The following is a 24,042-nucleotide window of genomic DNA, read 5'->3' as shown; positions in this document are numbered from 1 at the left end:
TGCGGCACAGATGTGCGACTCAGGGAACGTCAGGCGGCGCGACGCCGCATCTGCGGAACCTGCAGGGGGCGTGAGCCGGGGCCGCCGGCGTGCGAGAAGGGCTGCATCCGCCAGTCGAGCCCCTGAGGGAGTGTCAGCAGCAGGGCCGTCTCCTGCTCCTGGGCATCGAGGGACTCATCGGCCGGACGCGCGTCCGCGGCGGAGCGGCTCGTGCCCGAGCACACGGTGAGGACGAACGGATTCCACGGGGAGGGGCACAACGCGTGCTCGGGCAGGACGTCCTCGTCCGCCAGCAGGGCGATGGGCTGGGAGCAGTCCGGGCAGATCACCCGGTACATCTCGAATGTGTCGTACGCGTCGGGAGCGGTGTCCTCGTCGGAATCAACGGGCTCCGGTTCGGTACGTCCGGTGAGCTTCAGGCTCTGCATGGGTTGTTCCCCCCTCGGGTGGGCCGGCAAGGCGCCACGGCCTCGACCACAGCAAGCACTTCCCGTCGGGAGCGGGCGGTAACCGCGAGGCCGTCGGCTACCCACCCGTAAACTTGTGGCATTCGTCACATGCCCCCCGAACGTGCAGTTCCACAGGCTCCACGACTGTGCTTGGAGGGACCTGGGGCCATAGGTTGATCCGCATGGAGGAGCTGGACCGTCAGATCGTGGAGTTGCTCGTCAAGGACGGGCGGATGAGCTACACCGACCTGGGCAAGGCCACGGGCCTGTCCACCTCGGCCGTTCATCAGCGTGTGCGCAGGCTGGAGCAGCGCGGGGTCATCCGGGGCTATGCCGCGGTCGTCGACCCCGAAGCCGTCGGCCTGCCCCTTACCGCGTTCATCTCGGTGAAGCCGTTCGACCCGAGCGCGCCCGACGACATCGCCGAACGCCTCGCCGGTGTCCCGGAGCTCGAGGCCTGCCACAGCGTCGCGGGCGACGAGAACTACATCCTCAAGGTGCGGGTCGCCACCCCCCTGGAGCTGGAGCACCTGCTGACCCGGATCCGCTCGCTGGCCGGTGTCTCCACCCGTACGACCGTCGTCCTCTCCACACCGTACGAGGCCCGCCCCCCGCGTATCTGAGGCGCGGTGCCCCGGCCCCCGCCCGGGAGCGGGCGGTGCTCGTCGGTGCGTGGGTGCCGGCCCCCCGTCGAGGGGGTGCAGCCCTCCGTCGAGGGGGGTGCGGACCGAAGCGGTCCGGGCAGGCGCGAGACTGGTGCCATGACCGAGAGCACCGCCTTTCAGGGCGACCACCGCACCGTGCTGCTGCGCGGTGGAGACGTCCACAGCCCCGCCGACCCGTTCGCGACCGCGATGGTCGTCGAACGCGGGCATGTCGCCTGGGTGGGGTCCGAGGGGGCCGCCGACGCCTTCGCGAGCGGCGTCGACGAGGTGATCGACCTGGAAGGGGCCCTGGTCACCCCGGCGTTCACCGACTCGCACGTCCACACCACGTCGACCGGACTCGCTCTCACCGGGCTGGACCTCTCGGGCGCGCGCACGCTCGCCGACGCCCTCCGGCTCGTGCGTGCGTACGTGAAGAGCCACCCGGGGGAGCGGGTCGTCCTCGGCCATGGCTGGGACGCGACGCGCTGGCCGGAACAGCGGCCCCCCTCGCGCCCCGAACTCGACGCGGCGGCCGGCGGCCGGCCGGTCTACCTGCCCCGTGTCGATGTGCACTCCGCGGTGGTCACCACCGCGCTCCTGGACCTCGTCCCGGGTGCCACCGAGCTCACCGGCTACCACCCCGACGGCCCTCTGGTCGGCGCCGCGCACCACGCGGTGCGCGCCGCGGCCCACGGCGCCGTCACACCGCAGCAGCGTGCCGAGGCCCAGCGTGCCGCGCTCGCGCAGGCGGCCTCGCTCGGCATCGGGACGGTGCACGAGTGCGCCGGCCCCGACATCTCGGACGAGGAGGACTTCACCGCTCTGCTGAAGATCGCCGCCGAACAGTCGGGCCCCCGGGTCTTCGGATACTGGGCCGAACGGATCGAGGACGCGAAGGGCGCCGCCCGGATCCGGGAGCTCGGAGCCGCCGGCGCGGCAGGGGACCTCTTCGTCGACGGGTCCCTGGGCTCGCACACCGCCTTCCTCCACGAGCCGTACGCCGACGCGCCGCACACCGGCACCGCCCATCTGGACGCGGCGCAGATCGCCGCGCATGTCACGGCCTGCACCGAGGCGGGACTGCAGGCGGGGTTCCACGCCATCGGCGACGCCGCGGTCTCCGCGGTCGTGGCGGGTGTACGGGCTGCCTCCGAGACTCTCGGACTGGCCCGGATCCGCGCCGCCAGGCACCGGGTGGAACATGCCGAGATGCTCACCCCCGAGACCATCGCGGCCTTTGCCGAGCTGGGGCTCACCGCATCCGTCCAGCCCGCCTTCGACGCCGCCTGGGGCGGCCCGGACGGCATGTACACCGGTCGGCTGGGTGCCGAGCGGGCCGGCACGCTCAATCCGTACGCGGCACTCCTGCGCGCAGGTGTGCCCCTCGCCTTCGGCTCGGACAGCCCGGTCACCCCTCTGGACCCGTGGGGGACCGTGCGCGCCGCTGCCTTCCACCGGACGGCGGGGCACCGCATCTCCGTACGGGCGGGCTTCACGGCACACACCCGCGGCGGCTGGCGGGCGGTCGGCCGCGACGACGCGGGAGTCCTCGTCCCCGGCGCGCCCGCCGACTACGCCGTGTGGCGTGCCGGTGAGCTGGTCGTTCAGGCCCCCGACGACAGGGTCTCCCGCTGGTCGACCGACCCCCGTTCCGGCACCCCTGGCCTGCCGGATCTCACTCCCGGGGGTGAGCTTCCCGTATGCCTGCGCACCGTGGTTTTCGGACAAACTGTCTACGTACGGCCGAACGAGTGACGTCGTGACATTTCGTACCGCCGATCGAAGTTGCGCGCACTCTGCCGCGACCTGCGGACCCTTGGCACTGGCCAGGCGCTTTAGGTAAAAATCGCAGGTCAAACGGCTGTTGACAGAGAGTGCCCACGGGCCGGTAGGTTCGGCTGGGTCCACCACTGGACGTCCGCCCGGTCAAACCTCCACGCAGTCGTCGAACGCCGCTGGGTCACGGGGTGGTGTGCCGCACCGGCGCGCCACCACTGACAGCCAGGTTCAGCGCCCGCGCCTCGGGGGCGAGGGGAGGTTTCGGCCGGACGGCGGGTGCGACCCGGGTGGGGCCCGGAGGTTCAGTAGACAACGGCATTCGGTCGACCCGCAGCCAGCGGGTCCCAGGTCGGCCCGAAGGACGCCGGGCCCCGATCCGCAGTTCTGTCCGCAGTTCCATCCTTCTGTCCGGTACCGCGGGCGCGCCTCGCGCGTCACGTCGTGACCGCGTCGGAGTCCGGCCGTGGCGCGCTGGATATGGTGTGCACCTGCGTACGGACTTTAAGGGGCAGTAGTGAACGACGGCGGTCAGAGGCAGTTCGGCCCGCTCGGCAGAGTCTTGGTGATCATTCCGACCTACAACGAGGCCGAGAACATCAAGCTGATCGTCGCCAGGGTGCGCGCCGCCGTTCCGGAAGCGGACATCCTGGTCGCCGACGACAACAGCCCCGACGGCACCGGAAAGGTCGCCGACGAGCTCGCAGCGGGCGACGACCACGTGCACGTCCTGCACCGCAAGGGCAAGGAAGGGCTCGGAGCCGCCTATCTGGCGGGCTTCCGCTGGGGCTCGGAGAACGACTACGGCGTTCTCGTCGAGATGGACGCCGACGGCTCCCACCAGCCCGAGGAACTTCCCCGGCTCCTGACCGCGCTGAAGGGCGCCGATCTCGTCCTCGGCTCGCGCTGGGTCCCCGGCGGCCGGGTGGTCAACTGGCCCAGGCACCGCGAGATGATCTCCCGCGGCGGCAGCCTCTACTCCCGGATGCTCCTCGGCCTCTCGGTGCGGGACGTCACCGGCGGCTACCGTGCCTTCCGCACCCCGACCCTGGACGGCCTCGGCCTCGAAGAGGTCGCCTCGCAGGGCTACTGCTTCCAGGTCGACCTGGCCCGCCGCGCGGTCGAGGCGGGCTACCACGTGGTCGAGGTGCCGATCACGTTCATGGAGCGGGAGATCGGCGACTCCAAGATGAGCCGCGACATCCTGGTCGAGGCGTTGTGGCGGGTCACCGGATGGGGAATCACCACCCGGGTGAGCAAGGTCCTCGGCCGCAAGCCCTCCTGACCTCCCGGCCCCGGTCGATGATCGGCGGCGGGCACCATGATCACCCCCTTATGCCGCTTCCACGCCCGTACAGGCACACTGGGTGCATGACGACCGGCACACCGCCTTCGAACCGTCCACGGCGCTCACGCGCCCGTACCTTCCTGCCCCTGGGCCTCGCGGCCTGGCTGGTGCTGGAGATCTGGCTGCTGACCGTGGTGGCCGAAGCGGCGAGCGCGTTCACCGTGCTGCTGATCCTGGTCGCCGGCGCCGTACTCGGGGCCGTGGTGATCAAGCGGGCGGGGCGGCGGGCCATGCGCACCCTCACCGAGACCTTCCAGCAGATGCCCGGGCAGCCGGGCGCGACGGCGACCCCGGCCGCTGCCCCGTCGGGCAGCAAGGGCAACGGCTTCCTGATGCTGGCCGGCCTGCTCCTCATGCTCCCCGGCCTCATCTCGGACGCGGCGGGACTGCTGCTCCTGCTGCCGCCGGTCCGCTCGATGGCGGGCCGCTACGTGGAGCGTTCCCTGGAGCGCCGGATGCGGGCGGCCGGGCCGGGCAGCCTGTCGGACGCCTTCCAGCAGGCCCGTATGCACCGGCCGGACGGAAAGGTCGTCCAGGGCGAGGTCATCCGTGAGGACGGCACGCGGACGCACTCCCGCCCCGACGAGGGCCCCGGAGCGAACCGGCCGCCGCTGTCCCCCTGAAACTCTGTGGGCTGTACGGCTCCCGAGGCCGCACAGCCCACAGAAGTGCAGCGCGGCCCACAACGCCTTGGGCGCACAAGCCCTGGGTGCACGGGCGGACAAAGAGCCGCGGGCCGTGACACACGTTCTGTGTCACGGCCCGCGGCTCTTGGATCTGTGCGGTGATATGCGGTCAGGCAGACTTCCTGCTGTCCCGCGGGTGCACGGCAATGTTCATGGCGCCGGAGCGCAGGACCGCCAGCCTCTCGGCCAGCACTTCCTCCAACTCCTCGCGTGTGCGCCGCTCCATGAGCATGTCCCAGTGCGTACGCGCAGGCTTGCCCTTCTTCTCCTCGGGGCCATCCCCGTCCACCAGGAGTGCCGTGGCGCCGCACGCCTTGCACTCCCACTCCGGCGGAATGTCCGCCTCTACCGAGAACGGCATCTCAAATCGATGGCCGTTCGGGCATGCGTACTCCACCGCCTGGCGCGGGGCCAGATCGATGCCGCGGTCCGTCTCGTAGCTGGTAACCACAAGTCGCGTGCCGCGGAGAGCTCGCTCACTCATGAATCGTGCCTCCCGGGCTTGTCGCCCACAGGACAAATGTCGCTGTCGTCGTCATCCGGTCAACGTCCGGTCGGCGGTAAAGATTCCCGTTTCCGGTCATGCGTCGCCCGTCGTGCCGCTGCTGTATCTGGGTTGAGTACCCATCGGTGCCCGGTTTGTCACCTCTGGTGGAAGTTGTCACCCAACGGTTTTGCTTCTACCACTCGCAGTAACGGTCCTCCGGGCAGGCCAAAGGCGTACACTACCGGCCTTTCACTTCAACGTCTAAATCCGGTCCGGCACGGGATTGCCCGCGGCGGCCACAGCCGCCCGCACAGGCACCCGCGCGAGCAGCACGGAACCGAGCGTGAAGAAGATCACCAGGGACAGGATCGCGTCCCGGTAGCTGCCGGTCAGCTGATAGCCGAGACCGAAGACCAGGGGGCCCAGCCAGCTGAGTCCCCGGTCGCTCATCTCGTACGCCGAGAAGTACTCGGCCTCCTTCCCGCGCGGCACGAGGTGCGAGAACAGCGAGCGCGAGAGCGCCTGGCTGCCGCCCAGAACCAGGCCGATCGCGGCCGCCAGCGAGTAGAAGAACACCGGCGCGTCGGCAGGCAGCAGGTAGGCGCAGACGAGGATCAGCGTCCAGACGACCAGCGAGGCGAGAATCGTGCGCTTCGCGCCGTACACCCGGGCGAGCCGGCCCATCCCGAGCGCCCCGGCCACCGCGAGCACCTGCACGAGAAGCACCGCGGTGATCAGAGTCGTCTGGTCGAGGCCCAGCTCCTCCGAGCCGTACACCGAGGCCTGGGAGATCACCGTCTGGATCCCGTCGTTGTATACGAGGTAGGCGAGCAGGAAGGACAGCGTCAGCGGATGGCGGCGCATGTCGCGCAGGGTCGCCATCAGCTGCCGCCAGCCGGATCCGACCGCCCCCTCGCCGCCGGGAGCCACCCGTCGGTCGCGCAGCCTTCGCAGGGGTACGAGGGTGAAGGCGCCCCACCACACACCGGCCGAGGCGAGACAGATCCGGACCGCGTCGGACTCGGACAGGCCGAAGGAGTCATGGCCCGTGTAGAGGACGAGGTTCAGGACGAGGACGAGGGCACCCGAGGTGTACCCGAAGGCCCATCCGCGGGAGGAGACCGCGTCGCGTTCCTCCGGAGCCGCGATCTGCGGCAGATAGGCGTTGTACAGCACCATCGACACGGAGATCGACGCGTTCGCCACGATGAGCAGGAACGCACCCAGCAGATAGCGCTCGCCGTCCAGGAAGAACATGCAGGCGGTCGCCGTGGCGCCCACGTAAGCCGCCGCCGCGAGCAGCGGCTTCTTGCGCCCCGTACGGTCCGCGGCGGCGCCCGCCATCGGCATCACCAGTACCGCCACCACGACCGACACCGAGACGGCGTACGCGAAGAGCGAGCCGGCCCGCACGGGTATGCCCAGCGGATGCACGAAGCCGTCCGCATCGGCGGCGGCCTTGGCTATGGACGTCAGGTACGGGCCGAGGAAGACCGTGAGGACGCTGGTGGAGTAGACGGAACAGGCGAAGTCGTAGAAGTACCAGCCTCGTTGTTCCCGAAGGCGGTCCGCGGCCCCGGGGGGCCGTTCCGCAGGTCCGGTCGATTCTGCGGTTCCGGTGCTCACGCCGCGCCCCCTCGCTGATGCAGTGCGGACGCGGCCGTGCCGGCGTCAGGCCCAGGCCCCCCGCTCGCTCAGCACCGTGCGCAGCGTCTCGATGTGATCGGTCATGATGCCATCCACACCGAGGTCCAGGAGCGCCGCCATTCGTTCCGGTTCGTTGACCGTCCAGACATGCACCTGCAGTCCGCGTGCGTGGGCCGTACGGACGAAGCTCCGGTCCACCACCCGGATGCCGTTCTGGCTCTCCGGGACCTGTGCGCACACGGCCCCGGCGCGGAGCGCCGCCGGAATGCCGTACGAACGCAGCCGCAGGCCGAACACACCGCGCACACCGTAGGAGGTGGCCAGGCGCGGACCCGCGAGACGGTGCGCCCTGGCCACCCTCGACTCCGAGAACGACCCCACGCACACCCGGTCCCAGGCGTCGGTCCTGCGGATCAGCTCGATGAGCGGGACGAGGGCAGGCTCCGCCTTGATGTCCACGTTCCAGCGGGCCTCGGGGAACTCCTCCAGCAGCTCCTCGAAGAGCGGCAGCGGCTCACTTCCCGCCACCCTCGCCCGGCTCACCTCGCTCCAGGGGAGCTCGGCTATCCGGCCCCGGGCGTCCGTGACACGGTCCAGGGTGGAGTCGTGGAAGGCCACCAGGCGGCCGTCCGCGGTGGTGTGGACATCCGTCTCGAAGTAGCGATAGCCCGCACCGGCCGCCCGACGGAAGGCTGCTGCCGTGTTCTCCATCCCGTCCGCCGCTCCGCCGCGGTGGGCGAACGGAATCGGCGAAGGGTGGTCCAGATAGGGGTGGCGTCCCGAAGTCGCTGTTGTCACTGCGGCAGTATCGCCTCCTGCGGTGTCCGGCCGGCAACATCCGGGGTGCCCTCGTCCGGCGCCGGGAGGTCGAAGACGCGTAGGAAGAACTGGGCCAGCGGGCCGATGGCCAGGGCGTACAGCACAGTGCCTGCGCCGAGGGAGCCCCCGAGCAGGAATCCGGTCACCACGACGGCCACCTCGATCGCCGTGCGCACCAGCCTGATGGGGCGCCCCGTGAGCCGGTTCAGGCCGGTCATCAGCCCGTCGCGCGGCCCCGGGCCGAACCGCGCCGAGATGTACAGCCCGGTGGCGACGCCGTTGAGGACGATGCCCGCGGCCATCAGCGGGATCTGCGCCCCGAACCCGTGCGCATCCGGAAGGAGGGCGAGGGTGGAGTCCATCGCGATGCCCACGGCGAAGACGTTGGAGACTGTGCCGAGCCCGGGGCGCTGTCTGATCGGGATCCACACGAGCAGCACGACGGCGCCGACGATGATCGAGACGACGCCGATGGAGATGCCCGTCCGCTCAGCGAGGCCCTGATGCAGCACGCCCCACGGTTCGAGCCCGAGCCCGGCGCGGACCATGAGCGCCGAACTCGCTCCGTAGAGGGCCAGGCCCGCATAGAGCTGGATCAGCCGCCGGCTGAGGCGGGTCCCGCTCCGGGCGGTGGGTTCGGACAAGTGGTGCCCCCTGTGTGGTGGTGTTGGACTGCTGCATGACACTCTGTGGCGGGGGATCGGCTGCCAACTATGGCCAATCCGAGGAAGGTGGACTGATTTCCATGGCTCAGTGGACTTCGACGGTGGGTGCCGCGCAGCTCGCACGGCAGCTCAGGGCGCAGCAGCCCCGGCCCGCCGGGCAGGGCACCCGCAAGCCGCCCGCCTACCGCGCCCTCGCCGACGGTGTGCGCCTGCTCGTCCTCGAAGGCAGGGTCCCGGTCGCCGCCCGGCTGCCCGCCGAGCGGGAGCTGGCCCTCGCCCTCTCGCTCAGCCGGACCACCGTCGCCGCGGCGTACGAGGCGCTGCGTGCCGAGGGGTTCCTGGAGTCCCGCCGCGGGGCCGGCAGCTGGACCGCGGTCCCCGCGGGCAACCCGCTGCCCGCCCGCGGTCTCGAACCCCTGCCCCCGGAATCACTCGGCTCGATAATCGATCTGGGCTGCGCCTCGCTGCCGGCCCCGGAGCCCTGGCTGACCCGGGCCGTCCAGGGCGCTCTGGAGGAGCTTCCGCCCTACGCGCACACCCACGGCGACTACCCGGCCGGCCTGCCCGCACTGCGGCAGATGATCGCCGCCCGCTACACCGGTTCCGGCATCCCCACCATGCCGGAACAGATCATGGTCACCACCGGGGCGATGGGCGCCATCGACGCGATCTGCCACCTCTTCGCCGGGCGCGGCGAGCGCATCGCTGTGGAGTCCCCGAGTTACGCCAACATCCTGCAGCTCATGCGGGAGGCCGGGGCCCGGCTGGTACCGGTGGCCATGGAGGAGGGGCTCGGCGGCTGGGACATGAACCGGTGGCGCCAGGTCCTGCGGGACTCCGCGCCCCGGCTGGCCTATGTCGTCGCGGACTTCCACAACCCCACCGGGGCGCTCGCCGACGAGCAGCAACGGCGCGCCCTGGTCGACGCGGCCCGCTCCGCGGGCACGGTGCTCGTGGTCGACGAGACCATGAACGAGCTCCATCTGGACGCCGACGTGGAGATGCCCCGCCGGGTCTGCGCCTTCGACCCGGCGGGCAGCACCGTCCTCACCGTCGGATCGGCGAGCAAGGCCTTCTGGGCGGGAATGCGGATCGGCTGGGTCCGGGCGGCCCCGGACGTCATCCGCAGCCTGGTGGCGGCCCGTGCGTACGCGGACATGGGCACTCCGGTACTGGAACAGCTCGCCATCAACTGGCTGATGCGCACCGGAGGCTGGGAACAGGCGGTGGAGGTCCGGCGCGACCAGGCGCGGGTGAACAGGGACGACCTGGTGCGGGCACTGCGCCGGGAACTCCCGGAGTGGCAGTTCGAGGTGCCGCGCGGCGGGCTCACCCTCTGGGTGCGCACGGGCGGGCTCTCCGGATCACGGCTGGCCGTGGCAGGCGAGCGGGTCGGCGTACGGGTGCCGTCGGGGCCCCGGTTCGGGGTCGACGGGGCGTTCGAGGGCTATGTGCGGCTGCCGTTCACGGTGGGCGGCCCGGTGGCGGACGAGGCTGCGGTGAGACTCGCCGCGGCAGCGGAGCTCGTCAGGTCCGGCGCGAGCGCGGGAGCCGAGACCCCGCGGACGTTCGTGGCCTGAGGCCGTCGGCTTCACCCCTCGGCAGTGGCCGGCGCCGTGATCAGCGGATCCGGGTGTGCCGGGACGGGGACGGATTCGGCGGCTTCCGCGGCCCGTGGGGCCTGTTCCACCGGAGGCTGCTGCCCACCCGGCAGCAGGTCGAGCACGGCCTGCCGGTGCGCCTCGCTCGTCGCGTGGTCGTACGGGTCGGGTGTTGCCGGGACCTGGAGCCGCAGGACCGGGCCGGTGCCCAGTCGCGCGTACCCCCGGCCCGGCGGTACGTCCGCGGTCGGGGTGGTGTGGGGCGGGGCACCGAGCACGGACTCGACCTGCTCGTGCGTGGCGGGGCCGAGGACGGCGCGGGCCCGGGTGTGGGTCCGTACGGTATCGGTGAGCGCGTCCACGCTGTCGAACTGGTCCGCCACGACGACCGTCACACCGGCCGCACGGCCGTGTCGCAGTGGTACCTGGAGCAGCTCCTGCGGATCGGGCCTGCCGTCGGCCGCCGCCAGGTGTCCGAGCGCGCTCGGGCGGTCCAGCAGGATCCAGAGAGGGCGCTTGATGTCCTCGGGTTCGGGGTGGCCCGCCTGGCGCGCCCGGTTCGCCGCGATGAGCCGGCGTTCCGTCTCGTGCGCGGCCCATTCGAGCGTTGCCAGGGACCCGGCCAGACCGCATTCGACGGCGAGGACTCCCGGGCGTCCTGCCAGACAGCCGTACTCGCCGGTTCCGCTGCCTTCGACGACGAGGACGTCGCCGTGCTGGAGGGCCTGCAGCGCGATGGACCGCAGGAGCGTCGTCGTGCCGCTGCCAGGATGCCCGACGACGAGCAGATGCGGTTCCGTGGAACGGGCTCCGGTCCGCCAGACCACCGGAGGCGCGTCCCGGGTCGCGTCACCGTCCACGACCGGAACGGTGCGCCGCACCGCGTCGGCGTCGGTGAAACCCAGCACGGTCTCACCGGGGCCGGTGACGAAGCGCTGGGCGGCAATGGTGGTGGGCAGCGCTTCGAGCACGGTCATGAGGAGGTGGTTGTTCTCCTCGTCCCAGGCGAAGTGGTACTCGCGGCCCCGGCCCGACTTGGCGTGGAGGACCTGCTCGATGCGCGTCCGGGAAGCCGCTTCGCCGTCCGTGAAGTACGCCGGGTAGCCCACCTGGAGACGGGTGAGGCGGCCGCTGCCGTCGAACGCGAACGAGGAGTCGAAGGCCTTCTCCCAGTCGCCGCCGTGGGAGTACAGCGGACTGGGGTCGTCGGCCACGGAGAAGTGGGGCACCAGCGCCTCGTAGAGCGCTTGCAGCCGTGCCGTCTCCGTGTCGTCGGGACCGGTCTTCACCGGAGTGCGGTCCCGTCCCTTCCACGCGGCGGCGCCCATCACCGAGATCAGGGCCAGCAGGGGCCCGTACGGGATGAGCGCCACCACCAGTACGCAGGCCGCGACGAGGAACAGGACGTGCCCGCGCCTGTCCCTGGGCGTCGCGGCCCATTTCTGTCGTCCTGCTCCGGCCAGCAGCCGCAGTCCACGGGTGACCGTGATCAGCGGATGGAGGACGTCGGTGGCGTTGTCGGCGGCCGTGCGCGCGAACTCGCGACTGCGAGTGATCGAAGCGCTGCCGCTGCTCAGAATGCGGGGGAGTGGTCGCCGGGCCACGTCGGTCTCCTGAAGAGGTCGGAGCGGGAGGGGAGCGTCAGAACTTGATCCCGCCCAGCATGCTGGCGAGGCTCGCGCCGCCTGCGGTGATGCTGGGAGCGATGGCGGTGCCGGCCAGGTAGAAGCCGAACAGGGCGCAGATGAGGGCGTGGGATGCCTTGAGCCCGTCCTTCTTGAAGAACAGGAAGACGATGATGCCGAGCAGTACCACGCCCGAGATGGAGAGGATCATGAGCAGTTCTCCTGGTTGAAGGGGACAGTCACCATGAGTACTTCCAGGATCACAAGATGTATCTATACGATAAAAGGTGCAATTGGGTGAAATGGTGATGTTTTCACTCGACCGGCGGGCGAAAAGTGGTTGTCCGAGCGGAACGGTCCGGAGAGCGCGCCGCAAAGGCCGCCACTCGTCGTGATCTTTTGCCGCATCCGGGCACGCTCATGTCGGCACCGGAGCAGTACCCTGTCGATTCACTCGTACGGCCCCCGCCGTACTCCCCACCAGGTCGGCAACGGCGACCAACGGTTATGGAAGGCGGTCCGTCCGATGAGCGAAACCCCCGATCCCGAGGTGGTCGAGCTGGCGACCAAGGTCTTCGACCTCGCTCGCAAGGGGGAGGCCGACTCGCTCGCCGCCTATGTCGACGCCGGAGTCCCCGCGAACCTCACCAACGACCGGGGCGACTCCCTGCTGATGCTCGCCGCGTACCACGGGCACGCAGAGGCCGTCACGGCCCTCGCCGGCCGTGGTGCGGACCCTGACCGCGCCAACGACCGGGGGCAGACCCCGCTCGCCGGAGCCGTCTTCAAGGGGGAGCGCACCGTGATCGAGGCACTGCTCGCCGCGGGAGCCGATCCGGCCGCCGGAACACCGTCCGCGGTGGACACCGCACGCATGTTCGGCAAGGGCGACCTGCTGGAACTCTTCGGTGCGCGCTGAGACACCGCCCGGACCGCCGGCTGACCGGTGCGCCGTAAATGTGGTCGCGTCGGCGAAATGGCTGGGTCATCATGACGTCGCGGGTCCGCTCAGGACCACCGACGAGAGGCAGAGGAAGATGAGCACCAGGCAGAAGACGGCGGTCGGCCGATCATGTTGCTGCGCGGCCTAGTGCCTCCCAGGCACTTGGAACAGCACAGTCCCGGTTGCGTCGACAGCTTGATGTGAGGCTTTCCCCATGTTCGATCCATTCATAGCGCCGAGCGGCACCCTGCTCGGCCTGTTGCAGAGGGGCCGCGGCGACGGCACGCTCCACGCACTCGCCGCACCACGCCCCGAGGCTCTCGCGGCCCTCAACCACTGCGTCCTGAGCGATCCGCGTCACGACTGGCAGGTCGACAACCGCTCCCTCTACTACGCACGCCTGTACCTCGATCTCGACGGCGGCATCGAGGAGATCGAGCGGCACCTGTGGGACCCCGAGGACCAGCTCGACACCGAGGACTCACGCACGGGCCTGGCACTCTCCGTACTCGGCCACCTCGCCTCCTACGGACGCGACGACGCCCTCGTGCTGCTCCGGCGCTACGCGGCCACCGGGGCCAACTGGGCCTGGGCACTCGACGAGCTGGCCCTGCGCGACGACGACGCCGGACTGCGCTCACTCGCCGTACCCGTACTCGGCCGGTTCCCCGCCACCCCGGAAGGCACCGCCGAGCTGGCCGCCGCCGTACGGGACGCATTCGAGCCGCGGCCCTGGCGGCTGTGGGCGGACGACCCGCGCGAAGCGGTCGGAGCCCGCGTCCGGGCCGCGACCGAACAGGGCTCCTTCGACCGGTGGCAGCGGCAGATGCGGCCCGGCGGTCCCCGCCCCGGCTGGAGTGTCCAGGCCGTCTTCGACTGGGCACAGGAAGGTCTGGAGCGCGGCAGTGTGCTCCACGTGCCGGCCGCCCGCTGCCTCTCCGCCGTCGCGGGCGCCGAGGACAGGCCGCTGATCATCGAGGCCGCCCGCGGCGGCTCCGACGGCGCACGCTGTGCGGCCCTCCACTACCTCGTCGAGGCCCAGGACCCGGCCGTGCTCGACCTGATCGAGCAGGCCGCCCTCAGCCCCTCGTCCGTCGTCGCCGAAGCCGCCGTGGCCGCGTTCGAGCGCATGTGCGGCGACGCGGCGGTGGACCGAGCCCGGCGCTGGGCGCACCGGCCCGACGCCCTCGGAGCGTCGGCCGCGGGAGTGCTCGCCTGCCGCGGCGGCGCCGAGGACGCCCCGCTCGTACTCGCCGCGCTGCGCGAGGCCGTACGGGGGGACGGCCCCGACGCCCAGCGGCTGTGGACCCTCGTCGACGGCACGGGCCGCCTCGGCATCGCCTGCGCCGCTCCGGTACTGCGCCACGTCTACCGGGAGACGTCCTCCTCGCACCTTCGAGGACGGGCGGCCCGCGCCCTGGCAGCCACCGACCCCTCCTTCGCCACCGGCTTCGCGGTCGAATGCCTCTGGGACTGCGAGGAGACGACCCGGGAACTCGCCGCGCTCCACGCGGAGACGGGGGACATCAGGGTCGCCGAACGCCTGCGGCGGCTGGCCGCCGACCCGGCCGAGGAAGCCGAGGTACAGACGGCTGTACGCAGCCGGATCGGACCGGACGCTCCCGCCGTCTGACCCGGGGCGCGGGCTGCCGCGCCGAACCCGGGATGCCGCGTGTCGGGGGGCACGCGGCGCAAAAGCTCATAGGACGTTCCCCGGGCGGAAAGATCCAAGTCGGCGCAGCCACGCCCGGCGCGGCGACAACACGGGTATGCGTGTCGTCATCGTCACCGAGTCCTTCCCGCCCGACGTCAACGGTGTGGCCCACTGCACCCTGCAGACCGCACGGCATCTCGTCGCCCGAGGCCACGAACCGCTCGTCATCGCCCCGGCAGCCGCCGGGACAACGTCCTCCACCGTCTCCGCCGACCCCACGTACACCGACGCGCCCTGCCCGGTGGTGCGTGTCCCCTCCCTGCCTCTGCCCGGCTACCCGCAGGTCCGGGTGGCGCTCCCCAGCCGACGGCTCGCCGCCGCGCTCACGGGGCACCGCGCCGAACTCGTCCATCTCGCGGGACCCTTCGTCCTCGGCGTACGGGGGATGGCCGTCGCCACCCGGCTGGGGCTGCCGGCCGTCGCCGTCTACCAGACCGACCTGGCCGGCTACGCCCGCACCTATCTGGGCACCGGTGAGAACGCCGCCTGGCGCAGGATGCGCGCCGTGCACAGCGCGGCCGACCTCACCCTCGCCCCCTCCGCCGCCGCACTGCGCGATCTCACCGACCACGGAGTGCCCCGGGTGAGGCTCTGGCCGCGGGGCGTCGACACCGTACGGTTCCGCCCCGGTCTGCGGGACGAGGCGCTGCGCCGCTCGCTCGCTCCCGGCGGGGAGAAGATCGTCGGCTACGTCGGCCGGCTGGCCCCGGAGAAACACGTCGAACTCCTCGCCGGAGCCTGCACCCTGCCCGGCGTCAGGGTCGTGGTCGTCGGCGACGGACCGAGCGAGGCCTCGCTGCGCACGGCACTGCCCGGAGCCGTCTTCCTGGGAAGGCGGACCGGAGAGGAACTCGCGCGGATCTTCGCCTCCCTGGACGTGTTCGCACACACAGGTCCGTACGAGACCTTCTGCCAGACCGTGCAGGAGGCCATGGCCTCCGGCGTCCCCGTGGTCGCCCCGGCGGCGGGCGGACCGCTCGACCTCGTCGACCACGGGCGCACCGGGGTGCTCGTCCCCCCGCACGACCCCGGGGCCGTACAAGCAGCGGTCGGCGCCCTCGTCGCGGACCCCGCGCGCGCCGAGGCCTACGGCAGGACCGCACGGGCCATGGTCGAGGGCCGCACCTGGGCAGCGGTCGGCGACCAGCTGCTCGGCCACTACGACGAGGTCCTCCGCGGCCGGACGGCGGTGGCCGCGTGAACGGCAGGACCCCAAGAGCCCGGGACGGGCTCAGGATCGTGCGTCTGGCGAACTTCGTCACCCCCGCATCCGGCGGCCTGCGCACCGCACTGGACGAGCTCGGCCGCGGCTACCGCGCGGCGGGGCACGAGCCCGTACTGATCGTCCCGGGGGCCACGGCGAGCGACGTGCACACCCCCCAGGGCCGCGTGATCACCCTGCCCGGGCCGGTCCTGCCGGGAAGCGGCGGCTACCGCGTGCTGACGAACCGCAGGAGGCTGCGCGGCCTCCTGGAGGGGCTGCGCCCCGACCGGCTCGAGGCGTCCGACCGGACCACACTGCGATGGACGGGGGAGTGGGCACGCCGCGCCCGGGTGCCCGCGGTCATGGTGTCCCACGAGACGGCCGACGGAGTCCTGCGCACCTGGGGCGTCCCCCCGGCGGCGGCGGGTCGCGCCGCCGACCGTCTCAACGCACGGAGCGCCCACGCCTACACCCGGATCGTGTGCACCACGGAATGGGCGGAGCGCGAGTTCGTACGGATCGGTGTGCGCAACGTCGTGCGCGCCCCGCTCGGCGTGGACCTGCGCGGGTGCCGTCCGGATCTCCGCAGCGGGACGCTGCGCGCCCGTCACACCGTCGGCGACGCGGTGCTCCTGCTGCTGTGTTCACGGCTCTCGGTGGAGAAACGGCCCGGCCGCGCCCTGGACGCACTGGCGGCGCTGCGGGGCCAAGGGGTGCGCGCCGCGCTGGTCGTGGCAGGTGACGGGCCGCTGCGGGCCGGGCTGGAGAACAGGGCCCGTGCGGAGCGCCTGCCGGTCGAGTTCCTGGGCCACGTACGGGAGCGCACCCACCTGGCCGACCTTCAGGCGACGGCGGACGTCTGTCTGGCCCCGGGCCCCGCAGAGACGTTCGGCCTGTCGGCCCTGGAGGCACTCGCCTGCGGTACCCCGGTCGTCGCGAGCGGCACCTCGGCACTGCCGGAGGTGATCGGAGACGGAGGCCTGGCCGCCGCGGACACGGGAGAGGCGTTCGCCGCCGCGGTACGGGAACTCCTGGCCCGCCCCGAGCGGGAACGCAGGGCGGCGGCGCGGGCGCGGGCCGAACTCTTCGGCTGGGAACGCTCGGTGGCCGCGTTCCTGGCCGCGCACGATGCCCCCGAACGGCGCGGAGCGCTCGGGGCGAGGCCATGAGCGGGCCGGCCGGCCTCCACGCGACGGCCGGTCCCGCGACACCCGGAGCCGGCGCCACGGCCGCCCGTAAAACCCTGCGGTTCGCCGCACTGGGGGACTCGCTGACCGAAGGAATCGGGGACCCTGTTCCGGGCGGCTGGCGGGGCTGGGCCGCCCTGCTCGCCGAGGGACTCGGCGGCGCGGAGCGGGACGTGGAATTCCGCAACTTCGCCGTCGCCGGCTCGCTGTCCGGCGATGTCCGCGACCACCAGGCAGCGGCGGCCGCGGCGTTCCGGCCCGACATCGCCTCGGTCGTCGTCGGCGTCAACGACACCCTTCGCCGCTCCTTCGACATCCGGCTGCTCGCCGGGCGGCTCGACGAGATCTGCGCACAGCTGGCCGCGGGCGGAGCCGTGATCCTGACAGCGTGTCTGCCCGACCCCGGCACGGCCCTGGGGCTCCCCGCCCCGCTGCGCCACCCCCTGGCCCGGCGGCAACGGGCGGTGAACGCCGTGGTGCACGCCCTGTCCGCCCGCTACGACGCGGTACATCTCCACGCCGCGGACCGGACCTGGGTCCAGGATCGCTCCCTGTGGAGCGTGGACCGGCTCCATCCGGCCGAGCGGGGACACAGGAGACTCGCAGGCGGATTCCACCGGCTGCTCGCCGACCGCGGCCTCGCCCTGGGCGCCCCGCCCGGTCCCGAACCGCAGCAGCCGCCCCCCACGCGCGCGGCCGCGGCCCGCTGGCTGGTCACGGAGGGCACGGGCTGGCTGGCCCGCAGAAGCACGGACCTGCTGCCCCAGCTGCTGGGACTCGCGGCGGCCGAGATCCGCCACCGGGTGGGCGGAACGAGCGGACAGCTGGACGTCAGGGCCGAGCAGACGCTGCTGGAGGCACTCGCCGACATCACGCACGCGCCGTCCCTGCGTGTGGTCGTCCCCCGCGCCAGAATGGAGGGATGACCGGGCGCTGGGAGTTCTGGATCGACCGTGGAGGCACCTTCACCGACGTGGTGGGACGTGACCCCGACGGGCGGCTCGTCTCCCGCAAACTCCTCTCGCACGATCCGGACCGCTACCGCGACGCGGCCGTGGCCGGAATCAGGCAGCTGCTCGGTCTCGGCCCCCACGACCCGGTTCCCGCCGACCGGGTCGCGGGCGTCAAGATGGGCACCACCGTCGCCACGAACGCGCTCCTGGAGCGCCGGGGCGAGCCGACCGTCCTGGTCATCACGGAAGGCTTCCGGGACGCCCTGCGGATCGCGTACCAGAACCGGCCGCGCCTCTTCGACCGGCACATCGTGCTCCCCGAGGCCGTGTACGACCGGGTGATCGAGGTCCCGGAGCGGATCGACGCCGGGGGCCGGATCGTGAGACCCCTCGACCGCACCGCGGTGGCCGAGCAGCTGAAGGCGGCCCGGGACGACGGAATCCAGAGCGCGGCGGTCGTACTCATGCACGGCTACCGCCACCCCGACCACGAGATCGCCGTCGCGGCGGCAGCCCGGGAAGCGGGCTTCACCCAGATCAGCTGCTCGCACGAAGTCAGTCCGCTGATCAAGCTGGTGCCACGGGGCGACACCACGGTCGTCGACGCCTACCTGTCGCCGATCCTGCGCCGGTACGTCGACGAGGTGGCCGGTGAACTGAGGGGGATCCGCCTCATGTTCATGCAGTCCAACGGCGGACTGCGTGAGGCCGCGCACTTCCGGGGCAAGGACGCGGTGCTCTCCGGCCCCGCCGGCGGCGTCGTCGGCATGGTCCGCACGTCCGAACAGGCGGGATACGACCGGGTCATCGGGTTCGACATGGGTGGCACCTCCACCGACGTCTCCCACTACGCGGGCGAGTTCGAGCGGGAGTTCGGCACCCAGGTGGCAGGGGTGCGGATGCGCGCACCCATGATGAGCATCAACACCGTCGCCGCGGGCGGCGGCTCGGTGCTGCACTTCGACGGGCGCCGTTACCGGGTCGGCCCCGACTCCGCGGGCGCCGACCCCGGCCCCGCCTGCTACCGCAGGGGCGGGCCGCTCACCGTCACCGACGCCAACGTGATGCTCGGCCGGGTCCAGGCCGCGTACTTCCCCGCCGTCTTCGGACCGGCCGGCGACCAGCCGCTCGACGAGACCGTCGTGCGAGAACACTTCGACGCGCTCGCCGAGAGGGCCGCATCCGTCACGGGGAGGCCCCGGACCGCGGCGGAGGCCGCCTCGGGCTTCCTGGAGATCGCCGTACTGAACATGGCGAACGCCGTCAAGAAGATCTCCGTCCAGCGAGGCCACGACATCACCCGGTACGCGCTCACGACGTTCGGCGGGGCCGGCGGTCAGCACGCCTGCGCCGTCGCCGACGCCCTGGGCATCGACACCGTCCTCGTACCGCCGCTCGCCGGGGTCCTCTCCGCGTACGGCATCGGTCTGGCCGATGCCACCGCGATGCGCGAACAATCGGTCGAGGCCGAACTGGACGAGGAGACCGGGGCCGGGGTGGACGGCACCTGCGAGGAGCTGGCCGAGCGCACCCGCGCCGAGCTCCGAGCGGAATCCGTCCCCGACCGGGCCGTCGGTACCCGGGCGCGGGTCCTCCTGCGCTACTCCGGCACGGACGCGAGCCTGCCCGTAGCCCTCGGCACGGTGACCGCCATGACGGAGGAGTTCACAGCCGCCCACCGGGCCCGCTACGGATTCACCATGGACAAGCCCCTGGTGGTCGAGGCCGTCTCGGTGGAGGCGACCGCGGCAGCCGGACCGCACGTCCCCCACCGCGTCTCCTCGGCCGCGCGCGAGCACGCGCTGCAACCGCTCGAGAACGTGCGGATGTTCACCGAGGGCCGATGGCAGGACACCGCTCTGTACCGCAGGGCCGACCTGCGCCTGTCGGACACCGTGACCGGCCCGGCCGTCGTCGCCGAGGACGACTCCACCACCGTCGTCGACCCGGGCTGGCAGGCCACGGCGGACGCGGCCGGGCACCTCGTACTGACACGGGTACGCCCCAGGCCCGAGAGGACCGCCGTCGGCACCCGGGTGGACCCGGTGATGCTGGAGGTGTTCAACAACCTCTTCATGTCGATCGCCGAACAGATGGGCGTGAGGCTGGAGAACACCGCCCACTCCGTCAACATCAAGGAGCGTCTGGACTTCTCGTGCGCGCTGTTCGACCAGGACGGCAACCTCGTGGCCAATGCACCGCACATCCCGGTGCACCTGGGCTCGATGGGGGAGTCCATCAAGGAGGTGCTGCGACGCAACCGGAACTCCTTGCGCCCCGGCGATGTGTATGCCATCAACGATCCGTACCACGGCGGCACGCACCTGCCCGACGTCACCGTCGTGTCGCCCGTGTTCGACGACGAGGACGGCTCGGAGCCCCGGCTGCGCTTCCTGGTGGCCTCGCGCGGACACCACGCCGAGATCGGCGGCATCACCCCCGGGTCCATGCCCGCCTTCAGCCGCACGATCCACGAAGAGGGGGTCCTGTTCGACAACTGGCTGCTCGTGCGCGACGGAAGGCTCCGCGAGGAGGAGACCCGGGAGCTGCTCACGACCGCCGCGTACCCCTCACGGGACCCGGACACCAACCTCGCCGACCTGCGCGCCCAGATCGCGGCCAACGAGAAGGGCATCGCGGAGCTGCGCCGCATGACCCGTCAGTTCGGGCACGACGTCGTCTCGGCGTACATGGGTCACGTCCAGGACAACGCGGAGGAGTCCGTGCGCCGGATCGTCGCCGGGCTGCACGACGGCTCCTGCCGCTACGAGACCGACAACGGCGCCGTCATCGAGGTGGCCGTGACGGTGGACCGCGAGGCACGCACCGCCGTCATCGACTTCGCCGGCACCTCCCCCCAGCAGCCCGGCAACTTCAACGCCCCGAAGTCCGTGGTCATGGCAGCCGTCCTGTACGTCTTCAGGACACTGATCGAGGACGACATCCCGCTCAACAGCGGCTGCCTCGAACCCCTGGAAGTACGCGTCCCGGCGGGATCCATGCTGGCGCCCGTCCACCCGGCGGCGACCGTCGCGGGCAATGTGGAGACCTCCCAGGCCGTGACCGGTGCCCTCTACGCGGCACTGGGCGTCCAGGCCGAGGGATCGGGCACCATGAACAACCTCACCTTCGGCAACGACCGCGTCCAGTACTACGAGACGGTCGCCAGCGGGTCGGGCGCCGGTGACGGCTTCGACGGCACCGACGCCGTACAGACCCACATGACCAACTCCCGGCTCACCGACCCCGAGATCCTCGAGTGGCGCTACCCCGTGCTGCTGGAGAGCTTCGGCGTACGGGAAGGCAGCGGCGGCGAGGGCCGGTGGCACGGCGGCTCCGGGGTGGAACGCAGAATCCGCTTCCTCGAGCCCGTGACCGTGGCACTGCTGTCCGGACACCGCCGAGTGGCACCGTACGGAATGTCCGGAGGCGGGCCGGGGGCACTGGGCACCCAGCACGTGGAACGGGCCGACGGTAGGACCGTCACACCGCTGGACGGCTGCGACACCGCCGAGCTGGACACCGGGGACGTGCTGGTCCTGCGCACACCGGGCGGAGGCGGCTACGGGTCCGGGCAACCGGTCGCTTCTGCGCCGTTTCGACCGTTGTCGGTGTGAGGACCTAATCTGTTCAGCGTGACTTCGCCTGCCTACACCGACACCGCTGCGTCCCAGCTCAGCGCCGGACCGCGGCCCGCCGCGGGCCCCGCCGCCGACGAGGGGCTCTCGCGTCGGCTGCGCGCGCTGGCCTGCACCGCTCCGCTGCACGACCTCGATGTGCGCAAGGCGAATCTCGCCGGCGAGTACACGGTCTACGCGATGGCCGAGGTCGCCCTCGCCGCGATCGACCTGGTCACCCTGAACATGGACTTCGACACGGGCGCCGACCACGACCAGATAGTGGCCAGACTCCTCCCGCGGGTCGGTGCCCAGGCACCGGGCCGCCCCGTCGCCGAGTACGAGCGGGTTGCCCGCTGGGTGCTGGAGAACCTGATCAACGTCGGCAGCGTCGACCGCGGCTTCCGCGCGGTGTACGGCACCTTCGGCCCCGATGGCGTGTACGTCCGCAGGGACTATGACTTCAAGCTCATCGAAGAGGTCCCCGGGCACGGCGGCAGCCTCTACCTCCGCGCCACCGACGAAGCGGTCAACGTCCTGGTCGGTGCACTCGACACGGACGTGACCAGCGCCCAGATCGCCGCCGAGGTCAAGTTGGAGGTCCTCATCAGCCGGGGCCGCCTGGCCGACGCGCAGCTCGCCGCGGAGCAGGCCCGCTACCGCACCGTGCAGTACGCGCAGACCCTCCGCAGGACACTCGAGGCGACCCGGCGCAACGTCCGCGCCGTCGACTGGCTCAACGCCGTTCCGGACATGATCACCGAAGCGCTGGACCACGTAGCCGACCGCTACCGCCACGAGAACGCGATTCTCACCAACATCCGCAAGGCCAGGGACGAGGCGGAGGACCCCGAACACAAGCGGCGCGCCGCGGAGCTCGTCGACATCGTGAAGGACTGCATCCGCCGCCACACCCAGCTGCAGTCCAGGCTCCTGGAGGCCGGACCGCTCTTCCGCGCCGAGCAGGACCGCCAGGCCTTCGCCGCCCCCACGGCCCGGGTGGGACTCGATCTGTACGGACAGCTCGTCGTCCCCCTGCTGCCGCTCCCCGTCGAACAGGCCACCAGGGCCACCGACGCGTTCTTCGCCCACGGGACCGGACTGCGTACCCCCACCTCGGTCCGCATCGGCGATCTCGTCGACATGCTGTTCACACCGCCGGTGGAGCGTGAGCACCTGGGCGTGGAAATGCCCGAACCCGATCTCATCGCCACCCCTGACGACAGCCGGTTCAGCGAGGAGCAGCTCGCGAGCGCCATGGAGCTGCTCGACCTCGAGCACGACGCCCCCCGCCGGCTCTCCGGACTCCTCGCCGAGGCCCGCCTCCGTGATCCGGACCTGCCCTACCTGGTCGCCCTGCTGTCGGTCCATGCGGCGAGCCCGCCGGTCGGGACCGCCTACCGCCAGGGCGAGCGGCGACTGCTGTTCGCCGTCGACGACGGCACCCAGCTCGACGACCCGGAATTCGGCGGCGCGGACCTGATAGTGGGCATGGCGCTCCTGGACGCCGCAGGCATGGCCGCCGACCGGAAGGAAGCCTCATGAGGGCCCCCGGAACGAAGGCCCCCGGGGCGAGGACACCAGGAACGAAGGCCCCCGGACCGGGTCGGCGGGCGAGGACCCGCACCACCCTGCCGGAACGTGAGCGCAGTACCCGCACCGAGGAGCCACAGCAGTGAGCGAGCAGCACGCCGAGTACACCGAAGGGTGGGGCGACCCGTCCGCCACGCACACGGCCGACACCGCACCGCCCGCCGCTCCCGCCGCCGTCACCCCGGCCGACGCGGCCGACGCCGCGCGGCTCGTCTCCTTCGGACTGCAGCCCAAGCTCATGCCTGCCCGTGACGCCGAGTACGCGGAACTGCTGCGCCGCTACCGGGAAGAGCCGGCCTTCGCCCGGCTCGCCGACGCGGTCGCCACCGGGCTCGGACTCGTCGTCCTGGAGGTCTCCACCCGGGCGGGCATGGCCGTGACCGCCGACGAGGACTCGGTGTTCGCCGTGCGCATGGGGGACTACGCCCGGCGCGCGTCCTCCGATTCCGCCGACCGCTTCCTCCACGGCCTCGCCCACCTCGCCGTCGCCGCCATGGCCTTTCCCCGGCCCGAGGACCTCGCGGACGACGCCTACATCGGCCGCATCACGGTCAACGGGGTCGACGCCTTCGTCCGCCAGGCCTGCCACCGCCTGGAGGAGCTTGCCGAGGAACGGGGCGACAACACCGACCCGGCCTCCGACGCCCCGGGGCTGGAATCCGGCTGGCGGGTCTACGCCCGCCGCAGCGCCACCGGAGCGACGAAGGACGCACGGCGGCTCGCAGGATCCACCACGGGCATCATCGGCAAGGCCGTCGCCTTCCTCACCGACTCGGGCTTCCTCCAGCGCACCGGGGACGACGCGGGCGGCACGTACCGCACCACCGCCCGTTACCAGCTGCAGGTACGTGACATGGCGGGCAACGCGGCCATGACCGAGCTGCTGGAGCTCGGCGTCGTCCCGGTCACGGACGGCTCGGCGACCCTCCTGCCCCCGCCCGACGCCGACAATCCGGAACTGGTCGCCGACGCGGGTCTGCCCTTCCACTCCTGACCCGGCCCCGTCCACGCCCCAACCGCCGTGCCCGGCACCTGTCGGGCCCAGCCTCTTCCGTTGCCCCTCCGCTGCCTGAACGACGAG

The 24,042-nt window shown here is 71.8% G+C and carries 20 protein-coding genes; 13 read left to right on the top strand and 7 right to left on the bottom strand.

Annotated features, from left to right (window positions below):
* Positions 1–29 precede the first annotated feature (29 nt).
* Positions 30–428, bottom strand: coding sequence for a hypothetical protein (locus OG844_RS05775; RefSeq protein WP_406388552.1), 399 nt, complete (start codon positions 426–428; stop codon positions 30–32).
* A 203-nt stretch (positions 429–631) separates the two neighbouring features.
* On the opposite strand from OG844_RS05775, the gene OG844_RS05770 reads away from it, so the two are divergent.
* The 4 genes from OG844_RS05770 to fxsA all read left to right on the top strand — a co-directional run bounded on the left by OG844_RS05770 (position 632) and on the right by fxsA (position 4,843).
* Positions 632–1,072, top strand: coding sequence for an Lrp/AsnC family transcriptional regulator (locus OG844_RS05770; RefSeq protein ID WP_014044761.1), 441 nt, complete (start codon positions 632–634; stop codon positions 1,070–1,072).
* A gap of 138 nt (positions 1,073–1,210) precedes the next feature.
* Positions 1,211–2,851, top strand: a complete 1,641-nt coding sequence (locus tag OG844_RS05765) for an amidohydrolase (RefSeq protein WP_406388551.1) — start codon at positions 1,211–1,213, stop codon at positions 2,849–2,851.
* A 538-nt stretch (positions 2,852–3,389) separates the two neighbouring features.
* A complete protein-coding gene (locus OG844_RS05760; RefSeq protein WP_406388549.1) occupies positions 3,390–4,157 on the top strand; it encodes a polyprenol monophosphomannose synthase in 768 nt (255 codons plus the stop codon).
* An 86-nt stretch (positions 4,158–4,243) separates the two neighbouring features.
* The gene (gene fxsA / locus OG844_RS05755; protein WP_406388548.1) at positions 4,244–4,843 is read left to right on the top strand and encodes an FxsA family membrane protein; all 600 of its coding nucleotides are present in this window, start codon (positions 4,244–4,246) and stop codon (positions 4,841–4,843) included.
* A gap of 172 nt (positions 4,844–5,015) precedes the next feature.
* Here fxsA and OG844_RS05750 read toward each other — a convergent pair whose 3' ends face one another.
* The 4 genes from OG844_RS05750 to OG844_RS05735 form a co-directional block, all read right to left on the bottom strand.
* Positions 5,016–5,390, bottom strand: coding sequence for an RNA polymerase-binding protein RbpA (locus OG844_RS05750; protein WP_329213065.1), 375 nt, complete (start codon positions 5,388–5,390; stop codon positions 5,016–5,018).
* A 264-nt stretch (positions 5,391–5,654) separates the two neighbouring features.
* Positions 5,655–7,019, bottom strand: a complete 1,365-nt coding sequence (locus OG844_RS05745) for an MFS transporter (RefSeq protein WP_406388546.1) — start codon at positions 7,017–7,019, stop codon at positions 5,655–5,657.
* 45 nt (positions 7,020–7,064) lie between these two features.
* Positions 7,065–7,838, bottom strand: coding sequence for a glycerophosphodiester phosphodiesterase family protein (locus tag OG844_RS05740; protein ID WP_406388545.1), 774 nt, complete (start codon positions 7,836–7,838; stop codon positions 7,065–7,067).
* The gene (locus OG844_RS05735) at positions 7,835–8,503 is read right to left on the bottom strand and encodes a YitT family protein (RefSeq protein ID WP_406388544.1); all 669 of its coding nucleotides are present in this window, start codon (positions 8,501–8,503) and stop codon (positions 7,835–7,837) included. Before OG844_RS05735 ends, OG844_RS05740 begins: the two co-directional genes overlap by 4 nt.
* A 101-nt stretch (positions 8,504–8,604) precedes the next feature.
* Here OG844_RS05735 and OG844_RS05730 point away from each other — a divergent pair, with 101 nt between their 5' ends.
* Positions 8,605–10,104: a PLP-dependent aminotransferase family protein gene (locus tag OG844_RS05730; RefSeq protein ID WP_406388543.1), complete on the top strand. Its 1,500-nt coding sequence runs from the start codon at positions 8,605–8,607 to the stop codon at positions 10,102–10,104.
* Positions 10,105–10,115: 11 nt separating this feature from the next.
* Here OG844_RS05730 and OG844_RS05725 read toward each other — a convergent pair whose 3' ends face one another.
* Positions 10,116–11,729 carry a hypothetical protein gene (locus OG844_RS05725; protein ID WP_406388542.1) on the bottom strand — a complete coding sequence of 538 codons (1,614 nt, stop codon included), beginning with the start codon at positions 11,727–11,729 and terminating at the stop codon, positions 10,116–10,118.
* Between the two features lie 37 nt (positions 11,730–11,766).
* The gene (locus tag OG844_RS05720; protein ID WP_014044751.1) at positions 11,767–11,961 is read right to left on the bottom strand and encodes a hypothetical protein; all 195 of its coding nucleotides are present in this window, start codon (positions 11,959–11,961) and stop codon (positions 11,767–11,769) included.
* A gap of 315 nt (positions 11,962–12,276) precedes the next feature.
* Between OG844_RS05720 and OG844_RS05715 the strand changes: the two genes are divergently transcribed.
* The 8 genes from OG844_RS05715 to OG844_RS05680 all read left to right on the top strand — a co-directional run bounded on the left by OG844_RS05715 (position 12,277) and on the right by OG844_RS05680 (position 23,955).
* A complete protein-coding gene (locus OG844_RS05715) occupies positions 12,277–12,669 on the top strand; it encodes an ankyrin repeat domain-containing protein (protein WP_406388541.1) in 393 nt (130 codons plus the stop codon).
* Positions 12,670–12,907: 238 nt separating this feature from the next.
* Positions 12,908–14,326, top strand: coding sequence for a HEAT repeat domain-containing protein (locus OG844_RS05710; protein ID WP_406388539.1), 1,419 nt, complete (start codon positions 12,908–12,910; stop codon positions 14,324–14,326).
* Between the two features lie 136 nt (positions 14,327–14,462).
* Complete coding sequence (locus tag OG844_RS05705) at positions 14,463–15,608, top strand: glycosyltransferase family 4 protein (RefSeq protein WP_406388538.1); 1,146 nt, start codon at positions 14,463–14,465, stop codon at positions 15,606–15,608.
* Entirely contained in the window at positions 15,605–16,780 is a 1,176-nt protein-coding gene (locus OG844_RS05700) for a glycosyltransferase (RefSeq protein WP_406388537.1), read from the top strand. The genes OG844_RS05705 and OG844_RS05700 overlap by 4 nt, the downstream gene beginning before the upstream one ends.
* On the top strand, positions 16,777–17,724 hold the full coding sequence (locus OG844_RS05695) for an SGNH/GDSL hydrolase family protein (RefSeq protein ID WP_406388535.1): 948 nt from the start codon (positions 16,777–16,779) through the stop codon (positions 17,722–17,724). Before OG844_RS05700 ends, OG844_RS05695 begins: the two co-directional genes overlap by 4 nt.
* Positions 17,721–21,368: a hydantoinase B/oxoprolinase family protein gene (locus tag OG844_RS05690; protein WP_406388533.1), complete on the top strand. Its 3,648-nt coding sequence runs from the start codon at positions 17,721–17,723 to the stop codon at positions 21,366–21,368. Before OG844_RS05695 ends, OG844_RS05690 begins: the two co-directional genes overlap by 4 nt.
* A gap of 18 nt (positions 21,369–21,386) precedes the next feature.
* Entirely contained in the window at positions 21,387–22,913 is a 1,527-nt protein-coding gene (locus OG844_RS05685; RefSeq protein WP_406388531.1) for a hypothetical protein, read from the top strand.
* A 130-nt stretch (positions 22,914–23,043) separates the two neighbouring features.
* Positions 23,044–23,955, top strand: a complete 912-nt coding sequence (locus OG844_RS05680) for a hypothetical protein (RefSeq protein WP_406388530.1) — start codon at positions 23,044–23,046, stop codon at positions 23,953–23,955.
* Positions 23,956–24,042: the final 87 nt, after the last annotated feature.

The sequence above is a fragment of the Streptomyces sp. NBC_00887 genome, assembly GCF_045207585.1.
The sequence above is the reverse complement of the archived record's forward strand: the minus strand, read 5'-3'. Positions and strand labels throughout refer to the sequence as shown.

Bases quoted from the DNA above. Each gene is read 5' to 3' on its own strand.
- OG844_RS05775 (WP_406388552.1), bottom strand. From the start codon at position 428: ATGCAGAGCCTGAAGCTCACCGGACGTACCGAACCGGAGCCCGTTGAT.
- OG844_RS05770 (WP_014044761.1), top strand. From the start codon at position 632: ATGGAGGAGCTGGACCGTCAGATCGTGGAGTTGCTCGTCAAGGACGGG.
- OG844_RS05765 (WP_406388551.1), top strand. From the start codon at position 1,211: ATGACCGAGAGCACCGCCTTTCAGGGCGACCACCGCACCGTGCTGCTG.
- fxsA (WP_406388548.1), top strand. From the start codon at position 4,244: ATGACGACCGGCACACCGCCTTCGAACCGTCCACGGCGCTCACGCGCC.
- OG844_RS05750 (WP_329213065.1), bottom strand. From the start codon at position 5,390: ATGAGTGAGCGAGCTCTCCGCGGCACGCGACTTGTGGTTACCAGCTAC.
- OG844_RS05730 (WP_406388543.1), top strand. From the start codon at position 8,605: ATGGCTCAGTGGACTTCGACGGTGGGTGCCGCGCAGCTCGCACGGCAG.
- OG844_RS05720 (WP_014044751.1), bottom strand. From the start codon at position 11,961: ATGATCCTCTCCATCTCGGGCGTGGTACTGCTCGGCATCATCGTCTTC.
- OG844_RS05715 (WP_406388541.1), top strand. From the start codon at position 12,277: ATGAGCGAAACCCCCGATCCCGAGGTGGTCGAGCTGGCGACCAAGGTC.
- OG844_RS05710 (WP_406388539.1), top strand. From the start codon at position 12,908: ATGTTCGATCCATTCATAGCGCCGAGCGGCACCCTGCTCGGCCTGTTG.
- OG844_RS05705 (WP_406388538.1), top strand. From the start codon at position 14,463: ATGCGTGTCGTCATCGTCACCGAGTCCTTCCCGCCCGACGTCAACGGT.
- OG844_RS05695 (WP_406388535.1), top strand. From the start codon at position 16,777: ATGAGCGGGCCGGCCGGCCTCCACGCGACGGCCGGTCCCGCGACACCC.
- OG844_RS05690 (WP_406388533.1), top strand. From the start codon at position 17,721: ATGACCGGGCGCTGGGAGTTCTGGATCGACCGTGGAGGCACCTTCACC.